At 73.5% G+C, this 21,837-nt stretch carries 23 protein-coding genes and 1 pseudogene; 6 read left to right on the plus strand and 18 right to left on the minus strand.

Annotated features, from left to right (window positions below; translation table 11 throughout):
- Positions 1 to 192: 192 nt before the first annotated feature.
- Positions 193 to 2,718, plus strand: coding sequence for a helicase C-terminal domain-containing protein (locus BM076_RS22515; RefSeq protein ID WP_093715480.1), 2,526 nt, complete (start codon positions 193 to 195; stop codon positions 2,716 to 2,718).
- On the opposite strand, the gene BM076_RS38210 is transcribed toward BM076_RS22515, so the two are convergent.
- The 3 genes from BM076_RS38210 to BM076_RS37660 all read right to left on the minus strand — a co-directional run bounded on the left by BM076_RS38210 (position 2,681) and on the right by BM076_RS37660 (position 4,293).
- Positions 2,681 to 3,661, minus strand: coding sequence for a VanZ family protein (locus BM076_RS38210; protein ID WP_093715481.1), 981 nt, complete (start codon positions 3,659 to 3,661; stop codon positions 2,681 to 2,683). The two genes, BM076_RS22515 and BM076_RS38210, sit on opposite strands and share 38 nt — an antisense overlap.
- 130 nt (positions 3,662 to 3,791) lie before the next feature.
- Entirely contained in the window at positions 3,792 to 3,905 is a 114-nt protein-coding gene (locus BM076_RS38325) for an LPXTG cell wall anchor domain-containing protein (RefSeq protein ID WP_407640698.1), read from the minus strand.
- Entirely contained in the window at positions 3,877 to 4,293 is a 417-nt protein-coding gene (locus BM076_RS37660) for a hypothetical protein (protein WP_245796228.1), read from the minus strand. Before BM076_RS37660 ends, BM076_RS38325 begins: the two co-directional genes overlap by 29 nt.
- 481 nt (positions 4,294 to 4,774) lie before the next feature.
- Here BM076_RS37660 and BM076_RS22530 point away from each other — a divergent pair, with 481 nt between their 5' ends.
- Entirely contained in the window at positions 4,775 to 6,424 is a 1,650-nt protein-coding gene (locus BM076_RS22530; RefSeq protein ID WP_093715483.1) for a DNA repair helicase XPB, read from the plus strand.
- Positions 6,425 to 6,484: 60 nt separating this feature from the next.
- On the opposite strand, the pseudogene BM076_RS22535 reads toward BM076_RS22530, so the two are convergent.
- From BM076_RS22535 to BM076_RS36750, 4 genes and pseudogenes are all read right to left on the minus strand, one after another.
- Positions 6,485 to 6,664, minus strand: a pseudogene (locus BM076_RS22535) (GNAT family N-acetyltransferase); the annotation flags it as partial.
- 23 nt (positions 6,665 to 6,687) lie between these two features.
- On the minus strand, positions 6,688 to 7,170 hold the full coding sequence (locus BM076_RS22540; RefSeq protein WP_143120613.1) for a hypothetical protein: 483 nt from the start codon (positions 7,168 to 7,170) through the stop codon (positions 6,688 to 6,690).
- The gene (locus BM076_RS22545; protein ID WP_093715485.1) at positions 7,167 to 8,471 is read right to left on the minus strand and encodes a glycosyltransferase 87 family protein; all 1,305 of its coding nucleotides are present in this window, start codon (positions 8,469 to 8,471) and stop codon (positions 7,167 to 7,169) included. Before BM076_RS22545 ends, BM076_RS22540 begins: the two co-directional genes overlap by 4 nt.
- 61 nt (positions 8,472 to 8,532) lie before the next feature.
- On the minus strand, positions 8,533 to 8,703 hold the full coding sequence (locus tag BM076_RS36750) for a hypothetical protein (RefSeq protein WP_177246562.1): 171 nt from the start codon (positions 8,701 to 8,703) through the stop codon (positions 8,533 to 8,535).
- A gap of 480 nt (positions 8,704 to 9,183) precedes the next feature.
- Here BM076_RS36750 and BM076_RS22550 point away from each other — a divergent pair, with 480 nt between their 5' ends.
- Positions 9,184 to 11,244 carry a HelD family protein gene (locus BM076_RS22550; RefSeq protein WP_245796248.1) on the plus strand — a complete coding sequence of 687 codons (2,061 nt, stop codon included), beginning with the start codon at positions 9,184 to 9,186 and terminating at the stop codon, positions 11,242 to 11,244.
- A 6-nt stretch (positions 11,245 to 11,250) separates the two neighbouring features.
- Here the strand turns inward: BM076_RS22550 and BM076_RS22555 are convergent, their stop codons facing one another.
- The 3 genes from BM076_RS22555 to BM076_RS22565 all read right to left on the minus strand — a co-directional run bounded on the left by BM076_RS22555 (position 11,251) and on the right by BM076_RS22565 (position 12,997).
- A complete protein-coding gene (locus BM076_RS22555; protein ID WP_093715486.1) occupies positions 11,251 to 11,655 on the minus strand; it encodes a VOC family protein in 405 nt (134 codons plus the stop codon).
- Positions 11,656 to 11,665: 10 nt separating this feature from the next.
- Complete coding sequence (locus BM076_RS22560; RefSeq protein ID WP_177246572.1) at positions 11,666 to 12,208, minus strand: helix-turn-helix transcriptional regulator; 543 nt, start codon at positions 12,206 to 12,208, stop codon at positions 11,666 to 11,668.
- Positions 12,209 to 12,286: 78 nt separating this feature from the next.
- Positions 12,287 to 12,997, minus strand: a complete 711-nt coding sequence (locus tag BM076_RS22565) for a copper homeostasis protein CutC (RefSeq protein WP_093715488.1) — start codon at positions 12,995 to 12,997, stop codon at positions 12,287 to 12,289.
- Positions 12,998 to 13,057: 60 nt separating this feature from the next.
- Between BM076_RS22565 and BM076_RS22570 the strand changes: the two genes are divergently transcribed.
- Positions 13,058 to 13,738, plus strand: a complete 681-nt coding sequence (locus BM076_RS22570; RefSeq protein WP_093715489.1) for an HD domain-containing protein — start codon at positions 13,058 to 13,060, stop codon at positions 13,736 to 13,738.
- Here the strand turns inward: BM076_RS22570 and BM076_RS22575 are convergent.
- Both BM076_RS22575 and BM076_RS22580 read right to left on the minus strand, forming a co-directional pair.
- Positions 13,728 to 13,994 (minus strand): DUF4031 domain-containing protein, encoded by a 267-nt coding sequence (locus BM076_RS22575; protein WP_093715490.1) that lies wholly within the window; start codon positions 13,992 to 13,994, stop codon positions 13,728 to 13,730. The two genes, BM076_RS22570 and BM076_RS22575, sit on opposite strands and share 11 nt — an antisense overlap.
- Positions 13,995 to 14,118: 124 nt before the next feature.
- Positions 14,119 to 14,490 carry a hypothetical protein gene (locus BM076_RS22580; protein ID WP_093715491.1) on the minus strand — a complete coding sequence of 124 codons (372 nt, stop codon included), beginning with the start codon at positions 14,488 to 14,490 and terminating at the stop codon, positions 14,119 to 14,121.
- A 121-nt stretch (positions 14,491 to 14,611) separates the two neighbouring features.
- Here BM076_RS22580 and BM076_RS22585 point away from each other — a divergent pair, with 121 nt between their 5' ends.
- Together BM076_RS22585 and murQ are read left to right on the plus strand one after the other, a co-directional pair.
- Complete coding sequence (locus tag BM076_RS22585) at positions 14,612 to 15,580, plus strand: MurR/RpiR family transcriptional regulator (RefSeq protein ID WP_407640693.1); 969 nt, start codon at positions 14,612 to 14,614, stop codon at positions 15,578 to 15,580.
- Positions 15,581 to 15,646: 66 nt separating this feature from the next.
- Entirely contained in the window at positions 15,647 to 16,597 is a 951-nt protein-coding gene (gene murQ, locus BM076_RS22590; RefSeq protein ID WP_093715493.1) for an N-acetylmuramic acid 6-phosphate etherase, read from the plus strand.
- Positions 16,598 to 16,629: 32 nt separating this feature from the next.
- On the opposite strand, the gene BM076_RS22595 is transcribed toward murQ, so the two are convergent.
- The 6 genes from BM076_RS22595 to BM076_RS22620 all read right to left on the minus strand — a co-directional run bounded on the left by BM076_RS22595 (position 16,630) and on the right by BM076_RS22620 (position 21,822).
- Positions 16,630 to 17,397 carry an enoyl-CoA hydratase/isomerase family protein gene (locus BM076_RS22595; RefSeq protein ID WP_093715494.1) on the minus strand — a complete coding sequence of 256 codons (768 nt, stop codon included), beginning with the start codon at positions 17,395 to 17,397 and terminating at the stop codon, positions 16,630 to 16,632.
- 105 nt (positions 17,398 to 17,502) lie between these two features.
- Positions 17,503 to 18,411, minus strand: coding sequence for a cytochrome P450 (locus tag BM076_RS22600; protein WP_322936127.1), 909 nt, complete (start codon positions 18,409 to 18,411; stop codon positions 17,503 to 17,505).
- 530 nt (positions 18,412 to 18,941) lie between these two features.
- Positions 18,942 to 20,297 carry a cytochrome P450 gene (locus BM076_RS22605; protein ID WP_093715496.1) on the minus strand — a complete coding sequence of 452 codons (1,356 nt, stop codon included), beginning with the start codon at positions 20,295 to 20,297 and terminating at the stop codon, positions 18,942 to 18,944.
- Between the two features lie 151 nt (positions 20,298 to 20,448).
- Positions 20,449 to 21,093, minus strand: coding sequence for a GTP-binding protein (locus tag BM076_RS22610; protein WP_093715497.1), 645 nt, complete (start codon positions 21,091 to 21,093; stop codon positions 20,449 to 20,451).
- The gene (locus BM076_RS22615; protein ID WP_093715498.1) at positions 21,068 to 21,442 is read right to left on the minus strand and encodes a DUF742 domain-containing protein; all 375 of its coding nucleotides are present in this window, start codon (positions 21,440 to 21,442) and stop codon (positions 21,068 to 21,070) included. Before BM076_RS22615 ends, BM076_RS22610 begins: the two co-directional genes overlap by 26 nt.
- Entirely contained in the window at positions 21,439 to 21,822 is a 384-nt protein-coding gene (locus BM076_RS22620; protein ID WP_093715623.1) for a roadblock/LC7 domain-containing protein, read from the minus strand. Before BM076_RS22620 ends, BM076_RS22615 begins: the two co-directional genes overlap by 4 nt.
- Positions 21,823 to 21,837 lie beyond the last annotated feature (15 nt).

Here is a 21,837-nt window from a genome sequence, read left to right on the forward strand (position 1 = left end):
CCAAGCCCCCTTCTCCCGCCGGTTTCTCCGGCCCGCGCCCGGCACCGCACCACGACCGTACCCGTCCGCCGTCGTGACTGTCGTCACCCCGCGCCCGCGCCCGGATTTTCGAACCCTCAGCCCTGGTGCGAGCGCCGCCGGGGCGCGCGCGACGGGCCGGTGCCCGCGGCCGAGGGGGCTAATGTGGGACGGATGACGACCGGAGGCCAAGGCTCTGCCCCGCGCACGCTCGCGGAGGACCTGCGCGCACGTGACGACGAGGCGCTGGTCCGGCTGCTGCGCGCCCGGCCGGACCTGCTGAGCCCCGTTCCGAACGACCTGACGCAGCTCGCCACCCGCGCCTCCACCCGGACCTCGGTCGTACGCGCGCTGGAGCACCTGGACCGCTTCACCCAGCAGGTCGCCGAGGCGCTGGCGGTCACCGCCGACCCGTGCCCGTACGCGACACTGCTCACGCTGCTGACCGGCGGTCCCGGGCCCGCCGCGCACGGCGAACCGCTGCCGCCGGAGACCGTCGAGGCGGTGACGGCCGCGCTGCCGCGCGCGGTGGACGTGCTGCGGGCGCGGGCGCTGCTGTGGGGCGGCGACGACCGGCTGCGGCTGGTGCGCACCGCGCGCGACGTGCTGGCGCCGGCCGCCACGGTGCCGTCCGCGACCGGCCTCGGCCCGTCCGTGAGCGAGGCGACGGCGGGCATGTCGCCGTCCCGGCTCCAGGAGATCCTCGCCGACGCGGGGCTGCCCGCCACCCACGACCCGATGAGCGCCGTCACCGCGCTGGCCGGGCTCTTCGCGGACGGCGTACGGACGGCCGCGCTGGTGGGGAGCGCGCCGGACGACGCGCGCGCGGTGCTCGACCGGCTGGTGTGGGGGCCGCCGTACGGCGAGGTGCGGGACGCGACGGTGCCGGTACGGGCGGCCGACGCCGTCACACCCGTGCAGTGGCTGCTGGCGCGCGGCCTGCTGCTGCCGGCCGGGCAGCACAATGTGCTGCTGCCGCGCGAGGCGGCGCTGAGCCTGCGCGGCGGCCGGGCGCACCGCACGCCCGAGCCGACGCCGCCCGCGGTGACGCCGGTGCCGCGCACCGAGCGGACGGTGGACCTGACGGCGGCCGGGCAGGCGCTCACGGCGGTCGGCACGGTCGGCGAGCTGCTGCGCGAGTGGCAGACCGGCGGCCCTGCCGTGCTGCGCGCGGGCGGCATCAGCGTCCGCGACCTCAAGCGGACCGCGACCGCCCTGGACCTGACCGAGCCGCAGGCCGCCTTCTGGCTCGAACTGGCCTACGCGGCCGGGCTGATCGCCACCGACGGCGAGGTGGACGAGGCGTACGCGCCGACGCCCGCCGCCGACCTGTGGCTGCAACAGCCCGCGCAGGAGCGCTGGGCGGCGCTGGCCGCGGCCTGGCTGACCGCGACCCGCACGCCGGGCGTGGTCGGCACCCGGGACGCCAAGGGGCGCGCGCTGTCCGCGCTCGGCCCCGACCTGGACCGTTCGCTCGCGCCCCGGGTGCGCCGCCGCACCCTGCGGATACTGGCCGAGCTGCCGCCGGGTTCGGCCGCCGCGCCCGACGAGCTGCTGGCCCGGCTGCGCTGGGACAGGCCGCTGCGGCCCGGCGCCGACGCGCTGCGCGCGGACCTGCTGCGCTGGACGCTCCAGGACGCCGAGAATCTGGGCCTGACCGGGCGCGGCGCGCTCGCCGCGCACGCCAGGCCGCTGCTGGCCTGGCACTCCGCCGCCGAACTGTCGGCCGCCACCGTCGCCGCCGCCGGTCTGCTGGGGCCGCTGCTGCCGGAACCGCTGGACCATGTGCTGCTCCAGGCTGACCTCACGGCGGTGGCGCCCGGCCCGCTGATGGCTCCGCTCGCCGAGACCCTCGGGGTGCTGGCCGACATCGAGTCCAAGGGCGGCGCGACCGTCTACCGCTTCACACCGGAGTCGGTGCGCCGCGCCCTGGACGCCGGGCGGACCGCCGCCGAACTGCAGGACTTCCTCACCGCGCACTCGCGCACCCCGGTGCCGCAGCCGCTCAGCTATCTGATCGACGACGTGGCGCGCAGGCACGGCACGCTGCGGGTCGGCGCGGCCTCGGCGTATCTGCGCTGCGACGACGACGCGCTGCTCACCGAGCTGCTGGCGGACCGGCGCGCGGCCGGGCTCGGCCTGCGCCGCCTGGCGCCGACGGTGCTCGCGGCGCAGTCGGAGCCGGGCGTGCTGCTGGACAAGCTGCGCTCGATGGGTCTGGCCCCGGCCGCGGAATCCGCCGACGGGGATGTGCTGATCACCCGGGCCGACGCCCGCCGCACCCCGCCGCGTACGCCGCCGGCGCCGGTCACGGACGGGCCGCCGGTGCCGGCGGGGCCGCTGCTGGGGGCCGCGGTGAAGGCGATCCGCGCGGGCGACCGCGCGTCCACGGCCGTCCGACGCTCCCCCGCCGATTCCGCGGCGCCCACCACGGGTTCGACGGGCGCCGCCTCGGGTGACGGCCTGCCGCGTACGCCCGCGGCCGACACGCTCGCCACCATGCAGGCCGCGGTGCTCAGCGGCGAGTCGCTGTGGATCGGCTACGTCAACGCCGAGGGCTCGGCCAGCCAGCGGGTGATCGCGCCGGTCCGGGTGGAGGGCGGCTATGTGACCGCGTACGACCACACCGTGGACGAGATGCGGACCTTCGCGCTGCACCGCGTCACGGGCGTCTCGGAACTGGCCGAGGACTCTGCCTGAGCCTGCTGCGTTCCCGGGGGCGTGCCGTGTCCCGCGCGGCTTCCCGCTCGGCCTCCCGCGCGCTGCGGGCCGCCGCGCGCTGCCTGGCCCGCTCCTGGCCGCCGAACCAGCGGTGCCACCAGTGCCTGCGGCGCGGGTGGAGGGCGCGGCCGAGGCGCAGGCCCAGCAGCAGGTAGCCGATCAGGGCGCCCGAGGTGTTGAGAATGACGTCGTCGATGTCGAAGGCGCGGCCCTCGACGATCGCGCCCTGTGTCGTCTCGACCAGCAGCATCACCAGCGCGGTCAGCACCGCGACGCGCAGCAGGCCGCGCGCCTTGGGGAACAGCACCGGCAGCAGAATGCCGAAGGGCACGCCGAGCAGGATGTTGCCGCCGATCTGCTTGACGGTGTCGCGCACATTGGGCTGGTCGAGATAGGCCCTGATCGAGTCGCCCGGCTTGAGATTGGTGTGGATCAGCGCGTCCGACGACGGTGACGGCACGAGGGTGACCTTCGCCAGCGCCACGGCGAAGGCCACCATGCAGACGATCGCGACGGTGAGGACGAGGACGCGGGCGAGGGTCGCGTACCAGGAACGGCGTTGCAGCAGCGGGGTGGTGGGCGGCTGCTGGGGGGTGCGCGGGGCGGGCGCGGGCCTGGTCCTGGGCTTGGGTTTGGCCGGGGGGCCGGGCTTCTTCGCGGCCGCGGGCCGCGCTTTTGACGCGGGCTTCGCCTTCGTCGCGGGTCCGGGGGCCGACCGGGAGGCCGTCCACGCCTTGGGCCAGAGCGGGAACGTCCGGCCGGCGGACGGGGCCGGTGCGGCCTTCGTACGGGTCCGCGCCTCCCCGGCCGGCTTCGCGGGCGCTTTCGCCGCCGCCTTGCCGGCGGCCGCCGTCCCGGCGCGCCTGCCGACGCCGAACGTCCTTCCGGGCTTTCCGGGCTGCTTCCCGGCCTTCGCCGCCATGGGCCCCTTGCCCCCCCTCGTACGGGTGCCTCCGGCGGGCACCGTCAAGACGCCGCATACCCGGGCTCGGCCGCCGTACGCCGTACGCGTCGGCGCTGCGGCGGCCGATACCCGTCAGGGGTGCGGGAGTTCAGCCGTGCCGGCCGCGACGGCGCGTCGCCGCCACGAACAGTCCGCCGATGCCCAAGGCGCCGGCCGCCGCCGCGGCCAGCCACTCAGTCCCGTCGGAGCCGGTGTGCGGCAGCTGCCCGGGCGTCGTCGTCGACGGCGTACCCGGTGTCGCGGGCGTGCTCGGCGTCCCGGGACGGGTGCTCGGGGGCGTCGTCGGAGGCGAGGTCGGAGGCGTGGACGACGTGGTCGGAGGAGTCGTGGGCGGGGTCGTCGGTGGAGTTGTGGGGGGTGTGGTCGGCGGGGTCGTGGGGGGCGTCGTCGGAGGGGTCGTAGGCGGGGTCGTGGGGGGCGTCGTCGGCGGAGGGGTCGTAGGCGGGGTCGTGGGAGGAGTTGTGGGGGGCGTGGTCGGAGGAGTCGTCGGCGGGGTCGTGGGGGGCGTCGTAGGCGGAGTGGTCGGCGGGGTCGTCGGCGGAGTGGTGGGAGGCGTGGTGGGAGGGGTCGTCGACGGCGTGGGCGAGCACGACTCGCTGTCGCTCGGCGACGGCCAGCCCGTGTCGGGCGGCGAGGACCAGCCCGTGTCGGTGTCCGGCGGCGACGACCAGCCCGTGTCCGTGTAGGACGGCGAACCGTAGCCGTCGTTCGACGCGGCGCCGGCCGAGCCGGGCAGCAGCAGTCCGGCCGCGGCCATCACGGCCGCGCCGACGACGACCGTGGACGCGGCGACGGCGCGCAGCGGTCGGCGCTCACGCGGCGCGGCGGCGGCCGCGGAATCGGTGGCGGAGGAATCGGCAGGGGTGGGGGACGGTTGGTTGTCCATAGCGGGCAGATAACCGCAGGCGTTCCGCGACGCGCCGAGCGCCACGAAGCGTGGCTCGGGAGTTTCGCACGAATGGCGAACAAACACGCCCAGGGTTGGCCGCCGTCCGGGTGAACCGCGACACGCAGCCGTGACGGCCATTCGCAGTACAATTCTCTGTTCGATCCCGTCCGTGGAGGTAATGCGTGTCCTGTCTCATCGTGCAGAGCGACAAAACGCTCCTCCTGGAGGTCGACCACGAACAGGCCGACGCCTGCCGCCGCGCGATCGCGCCCTTCGCGGAGCTGGAGCGCGCCCCCGAGCACATCCACACCTACCGGCTCACCCCGCTCGGCCTGTGGAACGCGCGGGCGGCCGGGCACGACGCCGAGCAGGTGGTGGACGCGCTGGTCGAGTACTCGCGCTACCCGGTCCCGCACGCGCTGCTGGTCGACGTGGCCGAGACGATGGACCGCTACGGGCGGCTGCGGCTGAGCAAGCACCCCGCGCACGGACTGGTGCTGACCACCACCGACCGGCCGGTGCTGGAGGAGATCCTGCGGTCGAAGAAGATCCAGCCGCTGGTGGGCGCCCGGATCGACCCGGACACGGTGCAGGTGCACCCCTCCGAGCGCGGCCAGATCAAGCAGGTGCTGCTCAAGCTCGGCTGGCCCGCCGAGGACTTCGCGGGGTACGTGGACGGCGAGGCGCACCCGATCGACCTGCGCGAGGACGGCTGGGCGCTGCGCCCGTACCAGAAGCAGGCCGTGGACGGCTTCTGGCACGGCGGCTCCGGTGTCGTCGTGCTGCCCTGCGGCGCCGGCAAGACGCTGGTCGGCGCGGGCGCGATGGCGGAGGCCAAGGCGACCACGCTGATCCTGGTGACGAATACGGTCTCGGCCCGGCAGTGGAAGAGCGAGCTGGTCAAGCGGACGTCGCTGACCGAGGACGAGATCGGCGAGTACAGCGGTACGCGCAAGGAGATCCGGCCGGTCACGATCGCGACGTACCAGGTGCTGACGACCAAGCGGAAGGGCGTCTATCCGCACCTGGAGCTGTTCGACTCCCGCGACTGGGGGCTGATCGTCTACGACGAGGTGCATCTGCTGCCCGCGCCGGTCTTCAAGTTCACCGCCGACCTCCAGGCGCGGCGGCGGCTCGGGCTGACCGCGACGCTGGTGCGCGAGGACGGCCGCGAGTCGGATGTCTTCTCGCTGATCGGGCCGAAGCGGTTCGACGCGCCGTGGAAGGAGATCGAGGCGCAGGGCTACATCGCGCCCGCCGACTGCGTCGAGGTCCGGGTCAATCTGACCGACTCCGAGCGGCTCGCGTACGCGACGGCCGAGCCGGAGGAGAAGTACCGCTACTGCGCGACGACCGCGACCAAGCGGCGGGTCACCGAGGCGCTGGTCGCCAAGCACAAGGGGCAGCAGACGCTGGTCATCGGGCAGTACATCGACCAGCTCGACGAGCTGGGCGAGCACCTGGACGCGCCCGTGATCAAGGGCGAGACCACCAACGCGCAGCGCGAGAAGCTCTTCGACGCCTTCCGCAACGGCGAGATCTCCGTCCTGGTCGTCTCCAAGGTCGCCAACTTCTCCATCGACCTGCCCGAGGCCACCGTCGCCATCCAGGTCTCCGGCACCTTCGGCTCCCGCCAGGAGGAGGCCCAGCGCCTCGGCCGCGTCCTGCGCCCCAAGGCCGACGGCCACGAGGCCCGCTTCTACTCCGTCGTCGCCCGCGACACCATCGACCAGGACTTCGCCGCCCACCGCCAGCGCTTCCTCGCGGAACAGGGCTACGCCTACCGGATCGTCGACGCCGACAACCTCCTGGAGGAGGACGAGGCCGCCTGACGACGCGCCGCCGGTCCCGCGTCAGGGCAGGGGGCGGGTGAGCCAGGCCACTTCGCCGGCGGTCGGCTCGGTGGCGGCGAGGAATTCGGCGATGGAGGCGCGGATCCGCTCGACCGGTGGTTCGCCCTTGCCGCGGGCGGCGAGCAGGTCGCGGAAGTCGGGGGCGTCGGACTCGGCCCAGGGGCGGAGGGTGAGCCGCTCGGTCTCCAGGTGGAAGGGCATCGGGAGGTATGCGGGCATACCCCCACCCTGCCCGACGGGGCTCAGCTCGCCGCGGGCAGGTTCACGTAGATCAGGAGCGTGGCGGCGGCCAGGAGGGGGGCGGCGGTCGCGGCCACGACGCGGGTGGTGCGGTGGCGCAGCCGCCACGGCAGCAGCCAGGACAGGCCGAGAGCGAGCACCGCGAGGAAGAGGACGGCGGGCGCGACCAGCAGCATCGTGTAGAGGTCGTGGCAGCCGTGGGTGGTGCAGGAGTCGGTGGCCATCGGCGAGATCATCACGATCATGCCGCAGAAGGCGATCAGCGGGCCGCCGAGGACGGTGGCGATCAGCGGCGCGACATAGGCGTACCGGTCGTGGTCCGGCGGCCGGACCACGACCGGGCGGAAGGCCGGGGCGGGGGCGGGGCCGAAACCGGGCCCGTAACCGGCACCGAGGCCGGGGCCGGGGCCGGGTGCCGCGTGCCCGGCCGGGCGGTGCTGCCATTCGTGCGGCTGCGGCGGACCGTACGGGCTGCTGTGGCTCATGGCGTCCATTCAACGGGCCGGGCGGCGGGCGCGGATCCGGCGACGTACTCAGTTCGGCGCGGCCGCGTACTCAGAGCGGTGCCCGCGAGGAGGGCGAGGCCGAGCAGCGGGTACGGGGCGGCGAGCGGCTGCTGCCACCACGGCAGGTGAAGGTCGAGGTCGCCCGCGTGCGGCACCTGCCACATGCTGCGGCCGTAGAAGACGGCCGCGCCGCCGGCGAGGACGGCGATACGGGTCCACCGCCCGCGGACAGGAGCCCGTACGGCCGGGTCGCCGATCCGCGCCGCCGCCAGGGCGAGCAGCGGCACGCACCACACCCAGTGGTGGGTCCAGCTCACGGGTGAGACCAGCAGCGCGGTGACGGCCGCGCACAGCAGCCCGAGGGCGGGGCGGCCGTGGCGGTGGGCGCGGGCGGCGACGGCCAGGCCCGCCGCCGCGGTGAGCAGCGCGGCGGCCGCCCACAGCGGGCCCGGGTCCGGGGTGTGCAGGACCCGGGCGAGCGGGCCCTGGAGCGACTGGTTGTCCACGATCCAGACCTTGCCGACGCGGCCGGTCTCGTAGAGCCGCGCGGTCCAGAAGTCCAGCGAGGCGCGGGGCAGCAGCGCGAGCCCGAGGGCGGCGCTCGCGGCGAATCCGGCGGCAGCGCGGGCCGCCTCGCGGCGCTGCCCGGTGAGGGCGAGGTGGACGGCGAGGAGCGCGGGCGTGATCTTGACGCCGGCGGCGAGGCCGAGCATGAGCCCCTTGCCCCGGGCGCCGGCGGGCCGGGTGAGGTCGGCCAGCACGAGGACCGCGACGGCGAGATTGATCTGCCCGAAGATCACCGTCTGGAAGACCGGCTCCAGCCAGAGCGCCGCCGCCGTGCCGAGCAGCACCAGGGACAGCTGCCGCCGGACGCGTACGCCCGCGAGCCGCAGCGACAGATGGACGAGGGCGGCCAGCAGCACCAGATCCGCGGCGACGCACGCCGCGCGGGCGGCGGGCAGCGGCAGCCGTGCGACGGGGGTGAAGAGCAGCGCCGCGAAGGGCGGATACGTGGCGGGCAGCCGCCAGGGCGTGACGCGGAAGGCGTAGAGGTCACGGCCGCCCAGGACGGCGGCGCCCTCCGCCCGGTAGACCTGGAGATCGGCCATCGGCACGCTGTGCCGGGCCCACCAGAGCCCGAAGGCGGCCAGGGAGACGCCGAGCGCGAGCCCGGCGAGTACGGGCAGCAGCCGGTCGGGGACGCGACGGGGCGGGCGCGTCCGCGAGGGGCCGGCGGTACGGCCGGCGGGAGGCGCCTGGCCGAGCGCGGGAGCGGTCATCGCCGCGACAGTAGCGGCAGGTCAGCCGCTCACCGGGCAACGGCGGCCCGGACCCGCCGGGTCAGTGCCGCTTGCCCTCGCTGCCGAGCAGCACCACTTCGACGGCCGTGACGGCGAAGACACGGACCGCACGCAGTGTGCTCCCCAGCAGGTGGCGGGGGTGATCGGGGCGGGCACCGAGCGCGGTGCCGCCGTGGACGGTGGGACCTGGGGAAACGGTGGTGGTGGTCATGAATCCACGGTACGAAATCAGGCATTCGGCCTACGTCGGGCTGAGGATGTAATTCTCACCCTCCGTATCCCCCTGTGGGCTGACCCCGGACCCTGACCCGGGCCTCAGGGTCACCCCCGACACCCGTCCCCCGCCGGGAGGACGGGACACCGGTGGGCACGGGCGAACACCGGCGGACCCCCGGGTGAAATTCATTCGCGGCCCCGCGCGCGGACGCGTATGATCGCCCGTCTTGCCGCCTCCCCACGGGAGTGCCGCCGGCCGGACGGAAACCGGGCGGCCCGTCGTCCCCGACACCACGTCCGCCCGCCGCGCCGGACCGCTGTCCCGGACGGCCACCTCGCGTACGCAACCGCAGCAGCACTCGTATCAGCCGGAGGCAAAGCCGTGCCCTCGCACGTCCCGATCCAGGACAGCGCCCGCAGCAATCCAGGCGAGAATCCAGGCGAACCGAACGAACCGAACGACGCGGTCGACGCGATCGGCGCGGACGACCCGCTCGGCCGGGAGCGGGCCCACCTCGCCTCGTCCAGGACCGCCCTGCGCGCGATGCGCCACGACGTCGAGTCCCTCGACATCACCGATGTGACCGGCAACTGGGTCAACGCCAAGATCCTCGCCGCCGAGATCGACGACCGGATCAAGGCGCTGTCCGACCTCGCCGACACCCCGCTCTTCTTCGGCCGCCTGGACTATCTGCACGCGCCGGGCGGCGAGGTCGCGGAGGGGGCGGGCGGCGAGCAGTTCTATATCGGGCGCAGGCATGTGCACGACGCCGAGGGCGACCCGATGGTGATCGACTGGCGCGCGCCGGTCTCGCAGCCGTTCTACCGGGCCTCGCGCACCGCCCCGCTGGACGTCCGGCTGCGCCGACGCTTCGGCTACACCGGCGGCGACCTGACCGCGTACGAGGACGAGTATCTGACCGACCCGCCGGAAGGGACGCAGGAGCCCGGCACGTCGAGCAAGCTGCTGCAGAGCGAGATCGAGCGGCCGCGCGTCGGCCCGATGCGCGACATCGTCGCGACGATCCAGCCGGAGCAGGACGAGATCGTGCGCGCCGACATCACCGGCAGCGTCTGTGTGCAGGGCGCACCCGGCACGGGGAAGACCGCGGTGGGCCTGCACCGGGTGGCGTATCTGCTGTACGCGCACCGCGAGCGGCTGGCGCGCACCGGCACCCTGGTGATCGGGCCGAACCGCTCCTTCCTCCAGTACATCGAGCAAGTGCTGCCCGCGCTGGGCGAGTTGCAGGTCAAGCAGGCGACCGTGGACGACCTGGTGGCGCATGTCGAGGTGCGCGGCACCGACTCGGCCGCGGCGGCCACCGTCAAGGGCGACGCGCGGATGGCGGAGGTGCTGCGGCGCGCGGTCCGGTCCGGCATCCGGATGCCGACGGAGCCGGTGATGGTGGTGCGCGGCTCGCGCCGCTGGCGCGTACCGGTGTACGAACTGGAGGAGATCGTCGGTGAGTTGGCCGAGCGCGACATCCGGTACGGGGCCGCGCACGACGCGCTGCCGCAGCGGATCGCGCACGCGGTGCTGGTGCAGATGGAGCGGGCGGGCGAGGCGCCCGACGACCGGGTGCAGGACGCGGTGGCCCGCAACAGCGCGGTGAAGGCGGCGGTCAAGTCCTGCTGGCCCGCGGTCGATCCGGCCAGGACGGTGCTGCGGCTGCTGTCGGACCCCGACTTCCTGGCGGCGTCGGCGGACGGCCTGCTGGACGCCGACGAGCAGAAGACGATCCTGTGGGCGAAGCCGGCGCGGGGGCTCGCCTCGGCCAAGTGGTCCGCCGCGGACGCGGTGTTGATCGACGAGGCGTACGACCTGGTGCAGCGCACGCCCTCGCTCGGCCATGTGGTGCTGGACGAGGCGCAGGATCTGTCACCGATGCAGTACCGCGCCGTGGGGCGGCGCTGCTCGACCGGTTCCGCGACGGTGCTGGGCGACCTCGCGCAGGGCACCACGCCCTGGGCGACGGCCTCGTGGGCCGAGGCGCTGGCGCACCTGGGCAAACCGGAGGCCACCGTCGAGGAGTTGACGGCGGGCTTCCGCGTACCGCGCGAGGTGATCGCGTACGCGACGCGGCTGCTGCCGCAGATCGCGCCGGGCCTCGCGCCCGCCACCTCGGTCCGTGAGGCGGCGGGCACGATGTCGGTGCGCGAGGTCGGCGAGGGCGCGCTCGACGCGGCGGTCCTCGCGGCGTGCGACACCGCGCTGGAGCAGGAGGGCTCGGTCGGCCTGATCGCCGCCGACGCGCGAATTCCCGTACTGGGCGCGGCACTTGACGCGGCCGGGCACCGTTACGTGTCCCCCGGCGAGGAGACGTCGGCGGAGGCGCGCCTGACGCTGGTGCCCGCCTCGCTCGCCAAGGGCCTGGAGTACGACTACGTGGTGCTCGACGAGCCCGCCGCCGTGGTCGACGGCGAGCCCGACCCGCGTACGGGGCTGCGCCGGCTGTACGTCTGCCTGACGCGAGCCGTCTCCGGGCTCGCGGTGCTGCACACCGCGCCGCTGCCGGCCGCGCTCAGCACGCCGTGACGCGCGTCAACTCTGTTCCAGCCGGAAAAGATTGCCCGCGGGGTCGCGTACGGCGGCGTCGCGGGCGCCCCACGGGCGGCTCTGCGGCTCCTCCAGCACCTCGGCGCCGGGCGCGCCCGCGACCGCCTCGAAGGTCGCGTCGAGGTCGTCGCTGCTGAAGTGCATCGGGCGCAACTCGCCCTTGGCGAGCAGTGCGGCGATCGCGTCGCCGTCCTCCTGGGAGCGGCCCGCGTGCGGCTGGGACAGCACGATCTGGATCTCCGGCTGGCTCGCGGTGGCCAGCGTGATCCAGCGGAATCCGTCCTGCTCGACCTCGTGGCGCACGGTCAGCCCGAGCGTGTCGCGGTAGAAGACGAGGGCGGCGTCGGGGTCGTCGACGAAGACGTGCACGGCACTGATGGAAACGGTCATACCGGCGATGCTAGGTGCGTACGGGCGCGGCGGCTTCTTCAGAACTGCTCGATCCGGGACCGCCCGCTCCGGGACTGCCCGGACCAGGTCCGGCCGCGGCCGGGCCGTCCGCCGCGGAATCCGTACGCGCCGGGCGTCCGGCCTTGGGCTGGCCCGCCCCGCCGGTCTTGCGCGGGCGGGTGATCACCATCATGTGGCAGCCGGGGACGACCTGAACGTCGCTGTGGTCGCGGGCCTTGTACGCGCTGGGCGTCTCTCCGACGATCTGGGTGAAGCGGGCGGAGAAGGACCCCAGGCTCGTACAGCCGACGGCGAAGCAGGCGTCGGTGACGCTGATGTCGCCGCGCCGCAGCAGCGCGGTGGCGCGTTCGATGCGGCGGGTCATCAGGTAGGAGTACGGGGTCTCGCCGTAGGCCGCGCGGAACTGGCGGCTGAAGTGGCCGGCCGACATCAGGGCGGTGCGGGCCAGGGCGGGGACGTCGAGCGGCTGGGCGTACTCGCGGTCCATCCGGTCGCGGGCCCGCCGCAGCAGCCGCAGCTCCTCCAGGTCCATGCCGCCCATGCTGCCACGGTTGCCCCGGGAGCTGTCCGAAAACAGCCCCCGGGGCCACGCGCGGCGGCCTCGGGAGACTCAGGAGACGGCGACCGGCGTGTCCAGCGCGGCGCGCCAGCGCGCGACGGCCCGGACGTCGACCGGCGAGTCCCAGCCCGCGGGGCGGACGGCGCCGCCGACGTGGAAGGCGTCGAGCCCGGCGGCCCGCAGCACCGGCACGTGCTCCAGCAGCAGGCCGCCGCCGACCAGCAGCCGCGGCTCGTAGCCGGGCTCGCCGGAGCGGCCGGCCTCGGCGCACAGCACGTCGAGCCCGGCGGGCACGCCGGCCGCGGCGCCCGCGGTGAGGTAGGTGTCGAGGCCCGGCAGTCCGGCGAGCCGGAGCCGGAGCGCGTCACGGTCGGCGGCCCGGTCGATGGCGCGGTGGAAGGTCCAGCGGCAGCCGTCGATGACGTCGACGAGGGCGTGCACGGCGTCCAGGTCGGCCTCGCCGCGCTCGTCGAGGAAGCCGAGGACGAATTCGTCGGCGCCCTCCGAGCGCAGTGACTGCGCGGCGGCGCACAGCGCGTCCAGGTCGCGCGCGTCGCCCGCGGCGAAGCCGTCGGACAGCCGCAGCATGACGCGCAGCGGGATGTCGACGGCGGCCCTGATCGCCCCGAACGTGGCGCGGGAGGGGGTGAGTCCGTCCGCGGCCATGTCGGTGACCAGTTCGAGGCGGTCCGCGCCGCCGTCCCGGGCCGCTACGGCATCGTCCGCGCCGAGGGCGATCACCTCGAATATTGGTCTAGACATATGAGCAAGGGTGCCACATGCGTCACTCCCGCGCGAGACGTGTAGCGCACAATTGCCCGCATGTCCTTCTCGCCCGCCGCCGCACACCCCCGTTACGACGCCCTGCTCGCCGAATGGTGCGACCTGCTGCGCCGCTGCCAGGAACCCGGCGCGGACGGCGCGCCCGCGCCCGACCCGGAGCCGTACGGCCGGGACCTGCTCGGCCGCTGGGGCGAGTCGCAGCGCAAGTACCACACGCTGGACCACCTCCAGGCGGTCCTGGACCGGGCCACCGAGCTGACCGCGTACGCCGCCGATCCGGACACCGTGGCGCTGGCCGCGTGGTTCCACGACGCCGTCTACCGCCCGGACCGCTCGGAGAACGAGGAACGCAGCGCCCACCTGGCGGAACGCGCCCTGCCCGAGGCCGGTGTCGGCGCCGGCCGCACCGCCGAGGTCGCCCGGCTGGTCCGCCTCACCGTCACCCACGACCCGGCCGGCGACGACCACGACGGCGAGGTGCTGTGCGACGCCGACCTGGCCGTGCTGGCCGGTGACCCCGCCGCCTACGCGGCCTACGCCGCCGCCGTCCGCGCCGAGTACGGCTTCGTCCCCGACGACGCCTTCCGCACCGGACGCGCCGCCGTACTGCGCCAACTCCTCGACCTGCCCGCCCTGTTCCGCACCCCGTACGGCAAGGAGCAGTGGGAGCGCACGGCCCGCCGCAATCTGACGACGGAGCTGGAACTGCTCACGGCCTGACGTATTTGCGGCGCCGCAGGCCCGCCTGCGTGAGGCGGCGGACGATGTCCTTGCTGCCGGTCTCGACCGCGCCGAGGGCGACCGCGTCGGCGTAGCGCTCGGCGGGGATGTCGTAATGGTCGCGCTCGAAGGCGCGGGGCGGGGCGCCGAGCGCGGCGGCGAAAGCGTGCAGTTCGGCGTAGGAGACGTCGCTGACCAGATGCGACCAGAGACGGCCGTGGCCGGGCCAGGTCGGCGGGTCGATGTAGAGCGTCATCCGCGGCTCCCGGCACTGCTCGTGCGGGGACCGGTTGCACGGGGGCCGCTTACGCCGGGGCCGCTCGTACGGGAGCCGGTCGTACGGGGGCTGCTTACGCCGCGGCCGCTCGTACGGGAGCCGGTCATACGGGGGCCAGCGCGCCGACCGGGGCGACGACGGCGCCGCGCGCCTCGCAGACCCAGTGCGGGTCGGGGCCGAGTTCGGGTTCGACGGCCAGGGCGTGCGGGTCCTCGCAGTCCGGGCACAGCGGCCAGCGGCCGTAGCGCTCCATCAGGGCGTCCTGGACGTCCTGGGCGAGCAGGCCCGCGATGTACGCGGCGCCGTCCGGCCACTGCTCCAGCCACCAGCGGCGGCCGCTGACCGCGTCCTCGACCAGCGAGACGACCTCGGCGTCGGCCACGTCGCGGGCCGCGAGGTCGGCCAGGATCAGGGCGCGGGCGCCGTGCAGCACCGCCTCGCCGCCCGCCCCGCCCGGGGTGTGTGCGTCCTCCATCCGTCCATTGTCGCAAGTGCCGCAAGGCCGTGGCGCGGGCCGTCCCGCGTGACCGCGGCGCACGGCGGACGGGCTCCGGTGGTCTTGACGTACGGCCGTCGCTGAAAATACCTTTCAGAAGGTGACCTACAGCGTGAAGGAAACTTTCTCCCCGAGCGTCCGCGCCCTCCGCGGCGTGTCCGGCGCGCCCGTGCTCCCCGTCACGCCCCCCGACCCGGGGGCCCTCGCCGCCAAGGTCCGCACCCTCGCGCCTTCGATGACCCGCTCGATGCAGCGGGTCGCCGAAGCCGTCGCGGGCGATCCGGCCGGCTGCGCCCATCTGACCGTCACGGCACTCGCGGTGCGCACCGGCACCAGCGAGGCGACCGTCGTCCGCACCGCCCGGCTGCTGGGCTACCCCGGCTACCGCGACCTGCGGCTGGCGCTGGCCGCGCTCGCCGCCCAGCAGGCCACCGGCGCACCGCCCGCCATGACCGCCGACATCGCCGTCGACGACCCGCTCGGTGACGTGGTCACCAAGCTGGCCATGGAGGAGCAGCAGACCCTCGCCGACACCGCCGCCCAGCTCGACATGGCGCAGCTGGAGGCCGCGGTGGCCGCGCTGGCCGCCGCCCGGCGCACCGACATCTACGGGATCGCCGCGTCCGCGCTGGTCGGCCAGGACCTGGCGCAGAAGCTGCTGCGGATCGGGCTGATCGCGCACGCGCACGCCGATCCGCACCTGGCCGTCACCAACGCCGTACAGCTGCGGCCGGGCGACGTGGCGCTGGCCATCACGCACTCCGGCACCACGCACGACGTCATCGAGCCGTTGCGGGCCGCCTTCGACCGGGGGGCGACCACCATCGCCATCACCGGCCGTCCGGACGGCGCCGTCACGCAGTACGCGGACCTGGTGCTGACCACCTCGACCTCGCGCGAGAGCGAACTGCGGCCGGCCGCGATGTCCAGCCGGACCAGTCAACTCCTGGTCGTGGACTGCCTGTTCATCGGTGTGGCACAGCGCACCTACGAGGACGCGGCCCCGGCGCTGTCCGCCTCGTACGAGGCGCTGGCGCACCGGCACAGCCCGCGCTCCGGACGCGCCTGACGACGCGCGCCGAGCGTGACCGCACTCCCCCACGACAGCCGCAGACGAAGGATGAACGAGCCGCATATGTCGCACTACACCGAGCTGCGCCGCGAGCTGGAGACCCTCACCACCGAGGCGTTCCGGCCCGAGCTCGCCGAGATCGACCGGATGCCCACCCTGGAGATCGCGCGGACCATGAACGGTGAGGACGCCACCGTTCCGGCCGCCGTCGCCGGGCAGTTGCCCGTGATCGCCGCCGCCATCGACGGCATCGCCGCCCGGATGGCGCGCGGCGGCCGGCTGATCTACGCGGGCGCCGGCACGGCGGGCCGGCTCGGGGTGCTCGACGCGAGCGAGTGCCCGCCGACGTTCAACACCACGCCGGGACGCGAGGTGGTCGGACTGATCGCGGGCGGCCCGTCCGCGATGATCACCTCCATCGAGGGAGCGGAGGACAGCAAGGAACTGGCCGCCGCCGACCTGGACGAACTGGGCCTGACCGCCGCCGACAGCGTCGTCGGCATCTCCGCCTCCGGGCGCACCCCGTACGCGGTCGGCGCGGTCGAGCACGCGCGGGCCGCCGGGGCGCTCACGGTGGGCCTGTCCTGCAACGCGGACTCGCCGCTGGCCGCGGCGGCCGACCACGGCATCGAGGTCGTCGTCGGGCCCGAACTGGTCGCCGGTTCCACCCGGTTGAAGTCCGGCACCGCGCAGAAGCTCGTGCTCAACATGCTGTCGACGATCACCATGATCCGGCTCGGCAAGACGTACGGGAATCTGATGGTCGACGTGCGGGCGTCCAACGAGAAGCTGCGGGCGCGCTCGCGGCGGATCGTGGCGCTGGCCACCGGGGCCGGTGACGCGGCGATCGAGGACGCGCTCACCGCCACCGACGGCGAGGTCAAGCACGCCATCCTGACGCTGCTCGCGACCGTGGACGCGCCGACGGCGGCCCGGCTGCTCGCGGAGTCCGGCGGGCATCTGCGCCAGGCGCTGGAAGCGGCGCGCGGCCAGAAGGCCCAGAAGACCTCGTAGCGCGTTTCCCTCGGGGGGTGCGGCGGGCGGCGCTACGTCGTCCGCCGCGCCGCCTCCGAGGCCGCGAGCACCGTCGTCAGCCACTCGGCGTCGAACAGCGTGGCGTCGGCGAGGCGTTGGGTGTTGGCGTACGCGTTGAGCATCGTCTTGGCGGCCCGCAGGGCGGCGGGCGACCGGCGCAGCATCGGGCGCGCCCAGCGGTCGACGGCGGCGTCCAGCTCGGCCTCGGGCACGGCCTTGTGGAGCACGGACAGCTCGACGGCGCGGGCCGCGTCGAAACTGTCGCCGGTCAGCACGAGTTCGCGGATCCGGGCGGCGCCCACCTCGCCGAGCAGCCGCGGCAGGATGCCGCCCCAGGCCGGCGGCAGGCCGAGCGCCAGCTCCGGCAGCCGGAAGCGGCAGGTGTCGGCGCCGACCCGCAGGTCGCAGAACATCGCGAGGGCCACGCCGGCGCCGATCACGTCGCCGTGCAGCCGGGCGACGGTCACGGCCGGCAGCGTGGCGAGCGCCTCGCAGACCTGGCGCGCCTTGTTGCCGACGGCGCGCAGGCCGGCGCCGGTGGGGTCGGCGGCCAGCGACTCGGCGAATTCCCTGCGGTCGCCGCCGAGGCAGAAGTGCTCCCCGGCACCGGAGAGTTCGAGCACCCGGATGCCGGGGTGGTCCTGCACCGACCGCAGGACGGCCAGCAGTTCGTCGAGCACGGGGCCGGTGACGGCGTTGCCGGTCTCGGGGCTGTTGAGCCGCACCCGCAGCAGGGCGCCGTCCTGGCTGACGCGCAGAACCTTGAAGTAGTTCATCATCGTCCGGTCTGTCTCTTCCGGGCCGTGGCGTCCGGGCGGTGCCTTCCGGGCCGTGTTTTCCGGGCTGGGTCTTCCGGGCTGTGGCCGTCCGGTGGGCGTATCCGGTCAGTCCCTGGGGCCCGCCTGGTGCGGGACCCGTTCGTGCGCGGTGTCGGCGACCTGGAGGGTGGTCAGCCGCCGGAAGGCGACCCTGGGCGCCCACTCGGGCGGCCGGTGCAGCCGCAGCCCCGGCAGCCGCCGCAGCAGCGAGGTGAGCAGCGCCGCGGCCTCCATCCGGGCCAGCGGGGCGCCGACGCAGTAGTGGATGCCGCCGCCGAAGCTGAGGTGCGAGACCTTGCGGCGGATGTCGAAGATGTGCGGATCGGCGTACTGCGCCGGATCGTGGTTGGCGGCGGCGAGCATCAGGTGGACGGTCTCGTCCTTGCGCACGTCGATGTCCGCCAGCCGCATGTCGTCGCCCGCGACCCGGGTCACGACGTGTATCGGCGGGTCGTAGCGCAGCACTTCCTCGACCGCGCCGGGGATGTCCTGGGGGTGGGCGCGCAGCCAGCCCATCTGGCGCGGGTGGCCGGCGATCAGCCACGCCATGGTGGACAGCAGCGTGGAAGTGGTCTCCAGCGCGGCCAGCACGACCAGCAGCGCCAGGTAGTAGACCGCCTCGTCGGCCCGGTCCCGGTCCGGCTCCAGCTCGTCCCAGATCCGCAGCCACTGCGAGACCGGGTCGTCGCCCGGCGAGCGCCGCCGGTCCCGTACGAGCGCGGAGAAATACTCGTGCAGCGTGCGGGTCGCGTTGTCGGAGATCATGAGCTGGCTGGGCGACGGCAGCAGCTCCTGGGTGAATACCTGATCATGGGTGAGTGCACGCAGCAACGGAAAGTCCGCGGCCGGTAATCCCATCCACTCACCAATGGTGATGACGGGGAGTTCCTCGCTCACCAGCGGTACGAAATCGGCCACTCCGTCGCGCAGCCGCTCGGCCAGCCGGGCGACGAGCCGGTCCGTCGTCCTTTCCACCGATTTCTTGATATCCGCGAGCGCACTCCGGTCGAACATATTTCCGACCGAGCGTCGCATCAAGGTGTGGTGCGGGGGGTTCAGCCGGACCAGTGTCTGGCCGATTTCCCGCGAAGAAGCCGCACTCCAGCGGGTGCCCTGCCCCTGCCTGGCAGCCCACTCGTTGTCCGTCACCCGCCATGCCCTGTTCCGCAGCACCTGGTCGCTCAGACCGAACGAAGTGACCAGGTGGCCGCCCCAGGGCGCGGGGACGACGTCCCCCATCGCCTGGAGTTCCGCATATATGGGAAGCGGGCTTTCCTGCCCGCCGGGCTTACGCAGTCGGGAAAAAAGTGATACGACCCTTCGGCGGTCGGTGGGGGCGACCGAATACGGTGTGACCACGGCGGCGAAACTCCTTGGTCCTCAAAAGGTCAGGCCGGATTGATCTGTCGTGCATACCCCACCTATTAATTGCGTATCCAGCCGGACACAGCTCGTAATTGTGGCGAGCGTCACACTGTCGGCCGATGCGTTTCGGCCATGATTGTTTATGCCTTCAACCAGTTGAGGAACGAGCTCCAGCGGCTCGCCGCCTTGGGCTTGGCCTGCGCCTGGGCCTGCGCCTCGGCCGGTGCCGCGGCGGCCTGTGCGGCGGGCCTGGGCGCCTGCCGGGCCGGGGTGAAGCGGGCGGGCAGCGAGGTCAGCGCGCGGTGGAAGGGGCCGGGCCGCCAGGTCAGGCTCTCCACCGGCACCGCGAGGTCGATGTCCGGCAGCGTGTTGAGCAGCTTCTCGATCGCGCGCAGCGAGATGAGAGTGGCCGGATCCTTCGCCGGGCAGACGTGCGGCCCGGCGCCCCAGCCGAGGTGCGCGCGCTTGCTCATCGTGCGGCCGTTGCCCACCAGCGCCGGGTCGGTGTTGGCCGCCGCGTAGCTGATCACCACCGGGTCGCCGGCCTTCAGCGTGATCCCGGCGAGGTCCACGTCGTGCACCGGGTAGTGCACGCCGTAGTTGGCCATCGGCGGGTAGTTCCACAGCACGTCGTTGAGCGCGTCCTCGACCAGCAGGCCCGCCATGCCCTGGCTGTCGGCGTACTTGTCGTCGGACAGCAGCAGCCGCAGCGCGCTGGAGATCATGTTCTGCACCGGCTCGGTGCCGGCCGCGATCATCGGGAAGACCTGGTGGATCATCTCCTCGGTGCTCAGCGCCGAGGGGTGCTGCATCATCCAGGAGGTGATGTCGTCGCCGGGGTGGGTGCGCTTGAGCTCGACCAGTTCGGCGAGCGCCCCGATCAGCACCTCCTGCGACTTCTCCACGTCGATGCCGTCGAAGATGCCGGAGATGCCGAACACCAGCCGGTTGCCGATGTCCTCGGTGCAGCCGAACAGGTCGTTGAAGACCAGCAGCGGCACCTGCTGGGCGTAGTCGGCCACCAGGTCGGCCCGGCCCTTGGCGCCGAACTGGTCGATCAGGTACGACGCGACCTGGTCCACATGGCGGCCGAGCCGGTGCGAGTCGACCTTGGCCAGGCTGTCGGTGGCCGCCTGCCGCAGCCGCATGTGCTCGGCGCCGTCGGAGAACAGCAGGTTAGGCCGGTAGGCCATCATCCCGACGACGGGGCTGTCGGCGGGTATCCGGCCCTCGTTGAGCGCGTTCCAGCGCCGCGAGTCGCGGGCGAAGGTCTTCGGGTTCTGGAGCACCCGAAGCGCCTCGGTGTAGTCCGTGACGAGTTCGGCCTCCACGCCGGGGGCCAGCTCGACGGGCGCGCTGGGGCCGAACTGCCGCATGTAGGAGTAGTAGGTCTCTGGAGCGGCGGCGAACTCCGGCCCGTACAGCGGCACGCTCTGTCCGCTGTCGTGCGCGGGACAACCGGGCGGCGGGGGCTGGAAGTCCGGAGGGGTCTGCATTGCCTGTGCTCCTCGTTGAAATACCGCTACTGCCTGTGCCTGGGTACTGCGTACGCGGCGGCGCCGCCGGCGTCCTGCCTGCGCGCCGCGCGCGTACGGTCTGCGTCCTGCGAAACCTACCTGCACCCCGTCAACTGCCGTGCATCGCGGCTCAGTTGAGCCGCGACATCAGATACTCCACCAGCGCGATCAGCGAGCCGGCCGAGGACTGCTCGTCGCGGGCGTCGCACGAGACGACCGGTGTCTCCGGCAGCAGGTCCAGCGCCTCGCGCACCTCGTCCAGCGAGTGCGGCGGCGCCCCGTCGAAGCGGTTCACGGCGATCGCGTACGGCAGACCGTGCCGCTCCACCAGGTCCATCACCGGGAAGGACTCGCGCAGCCGCTGCGGGTCGACCAGCACCAGCGCGCCCAGCGCGCCGCGCGAGAGGTCCTCCCACAGCCGGACGAAGCGCTGCTGGCCCGGTGTGCCGAACATGTACAGCACCAGCTCGTCGCTGAGCGTCAGCCGCCCGAAGTCCATCGCCACCGTGGTGGTGGTCTTGTTGGGCGCGCCCTTGAGGTCGTCGATGTTCGCACTGGCCTGCGTCATCACTTCCTCGGTGCGCAGCGGCGGGATCTCCGACATGGTGCCGATGAACGTGGTCTTGCCCACGGCGAAGTGCCCGACGATGAGGATCTTGGCGACGGTCCTGACCGAACTGCGCAGGTACACATCGCCGTTCGCCGCGTTCCGCTCCGGCCGGGACGCGCTGTCCCTGGCCGCGCTGTCCCTATCCGAAGCGAGCCCGGAGCCCATGCAGCACCTCCTCCAGCAGTTCCCGCTCGACCAACTGCGCGCGGGGAACGGGGGCCCGTGCGAGCAGATATCCGTCCTCCACCAGATCCGACAGAAGGATCTTGACGACACCCATCGGCAGTCCGGTGTGCGCGGCGATCTCCGCGACGGCGAGAAAGCCGCCTGCACACAGTTCCATCACCCGGAGCTTCTCCGGATCGAGAACTCTCGCCCGGGGCGCTTCGTCGGATACGGCGACCAGTGTGATCATCGTGAACGTGTTGTCGCCCGGAAGCTCACGGCCGTTGGTGATCACATACGGCCGCACCAGCTCCGTGGCTTCTAACTCAAGCTCCGGTTCGTCCGTCAATTGATGTCAGCATTCTCGCGAGGAGGGGTGGTCAGTACCTTGCCGAGCTGGCCGACCAGCTGCTGCATGCGGAAGGTGATCTCCGCGAGGTCGGCGTCGGGCGACGCGGAGACGGCCAGATAGGCGCCCTCGCCGGCCGCGATCAGGAAGACCCAGCCGTGGTCGAACTCCACCAGGGTCTGCCGCCAGGACTGCGGGGCCTGTCCGCCGCCGACGAATTCACCGACGGTGCGACTGAGCGACTGCATGCCGCTCATCGCGGCGGCGACGGTGTCGGCGTGGTCCCGGCCGACGTCCTTGGAGCGGGCCATCAGCAGGCCGTCGGCCGACACCAGGATCGCGTGCCGGGCCTCGGGCACCTCGAGCGCGCTGTCGAGCATCCACGAGAGGTCTTT

It is taken from the genome of Actinacidiphila alni (assembly GCF_900112845.1).
Taxonomy (GTDB): domain Bacteria; phylum Actinomycetota; class Actinomycetes; order Streptomycetales; family Streptomycetaceae; genus Actinacidiphila; species Actinacidiphila alni.

Bases quoted from the DNA above. Each gene is read 5' to 3' on its own strand.
- BM076_RS38210 (WP_093715481.1), bottom strand. From the start codon at position 3,661: ATGGCGGCGAAGGCCGGGAAGCAGCCCGGAAAGCCCGGAAGGACGTTC.
- BM076_RS22570 (WP_093715489.1), top strand. From the start codon at position 13,058: ATGTCCTTCTCGCCCGCCGCCGCACACCCCCGTTACGACGCCCTGCTC.
- BM076_RS22565 (WP_093715488.1), bottom strand. From the start codon at position 12,997: ATGTCTAGACCAATATTCGAGGTGATCGCCCTCGGCGCGGACGATGCC.
- murQ (WP_093715493.1), top strand. From the start codon at position 15,647: ATGTCGCACTACACCGAGCTGCGCCGCGAGCTGGAGACCCTCACCACC.
- BM076_RS22605 (WP_093715496.1), bottom strand. From the start codon at position 20,297: ATGCAGACCCCTCCGGACTTCCAGCCCCCGCCGCCCGGTTGTCCCGCG.
- BM076_RS22610 (WP_093715497.1), bottom strand. From the start codon at position 21,093: ATGGGCTCCGGGCTCGCTTCGGATAGGGACAGCGCGGCCAGGGACAGC.
- BM076_RS22620 (WP_093715623.1), bottom strand. From the start codon at position 21,822: ATGCTCGACAGCGCGCTCGAGGTGCCCGAGGCCCGGCACGCGATCCTG.
- BM076_RS22545 (WP_093715485.1), bottom strand. From the start codon at position 8,471: ATGACCGCTCCCGCGCTCGGCCAGGCGCCTCCCGCCGGCCGTACCGCC.
- BM076_RS22540 (WP_143120613.1), bottom strand. From the start codon at position 7,170: ATGAGCCACAGCAGCCCGTACGGTCCGCCGCAGCCGCACGAATGGCAG.
- BM076_RS36750 (WP_177246562.1), bottom strand. From the start codon at position 8,703: ATGACCACCACCACCGTTTCCCCAGGTCCCACCGTCCACGGCGGCACC.
- BM076_RS22595 (WP_093715494.1), bottom strand. From the start codon at position 17,397: ATGATGAACTACTTCAAGGTTCTGCGCGTCAGCCAGGACGGCGCCCTG.
- BM076_RS22555 (WP_093715486.1), bottom strand. From the start codon at position 11,655: ATGACCGTTTCCATCAGTGCCGTGCACGTCTTCGTCGACGACCCCGAC.
- BM076_RS22515 (WP_093715480.1), top strand. From the start codon at position 193: ATGACGACCGGAGGCCAAGGCTCTGCCCCGCGCACGCTCGCGGAGGAC.
- BM076_RS22560 (WP_177246572.1), bottom strand. From the start codon at position 12,208: ATGGACCTGGAGGAGCTGCGGCTGCTGCGGCGGGCCCGCGACCGGATG.
- BM076_RS22575 (WP_093715490.1), bottom strand. From the start codon at position 13,994: ATGACGCTCTACATCGACCCGCCGACCTGGCCCGGCCACGGCCGTCTC.
- BM076_RS22580 (WP_093715491.1), bottom strand. From the start codon at position 14,490: ATGGAGGACGCACACACCCCGGGCGGGGCGGGCGGCGAGGCGGTGCTG.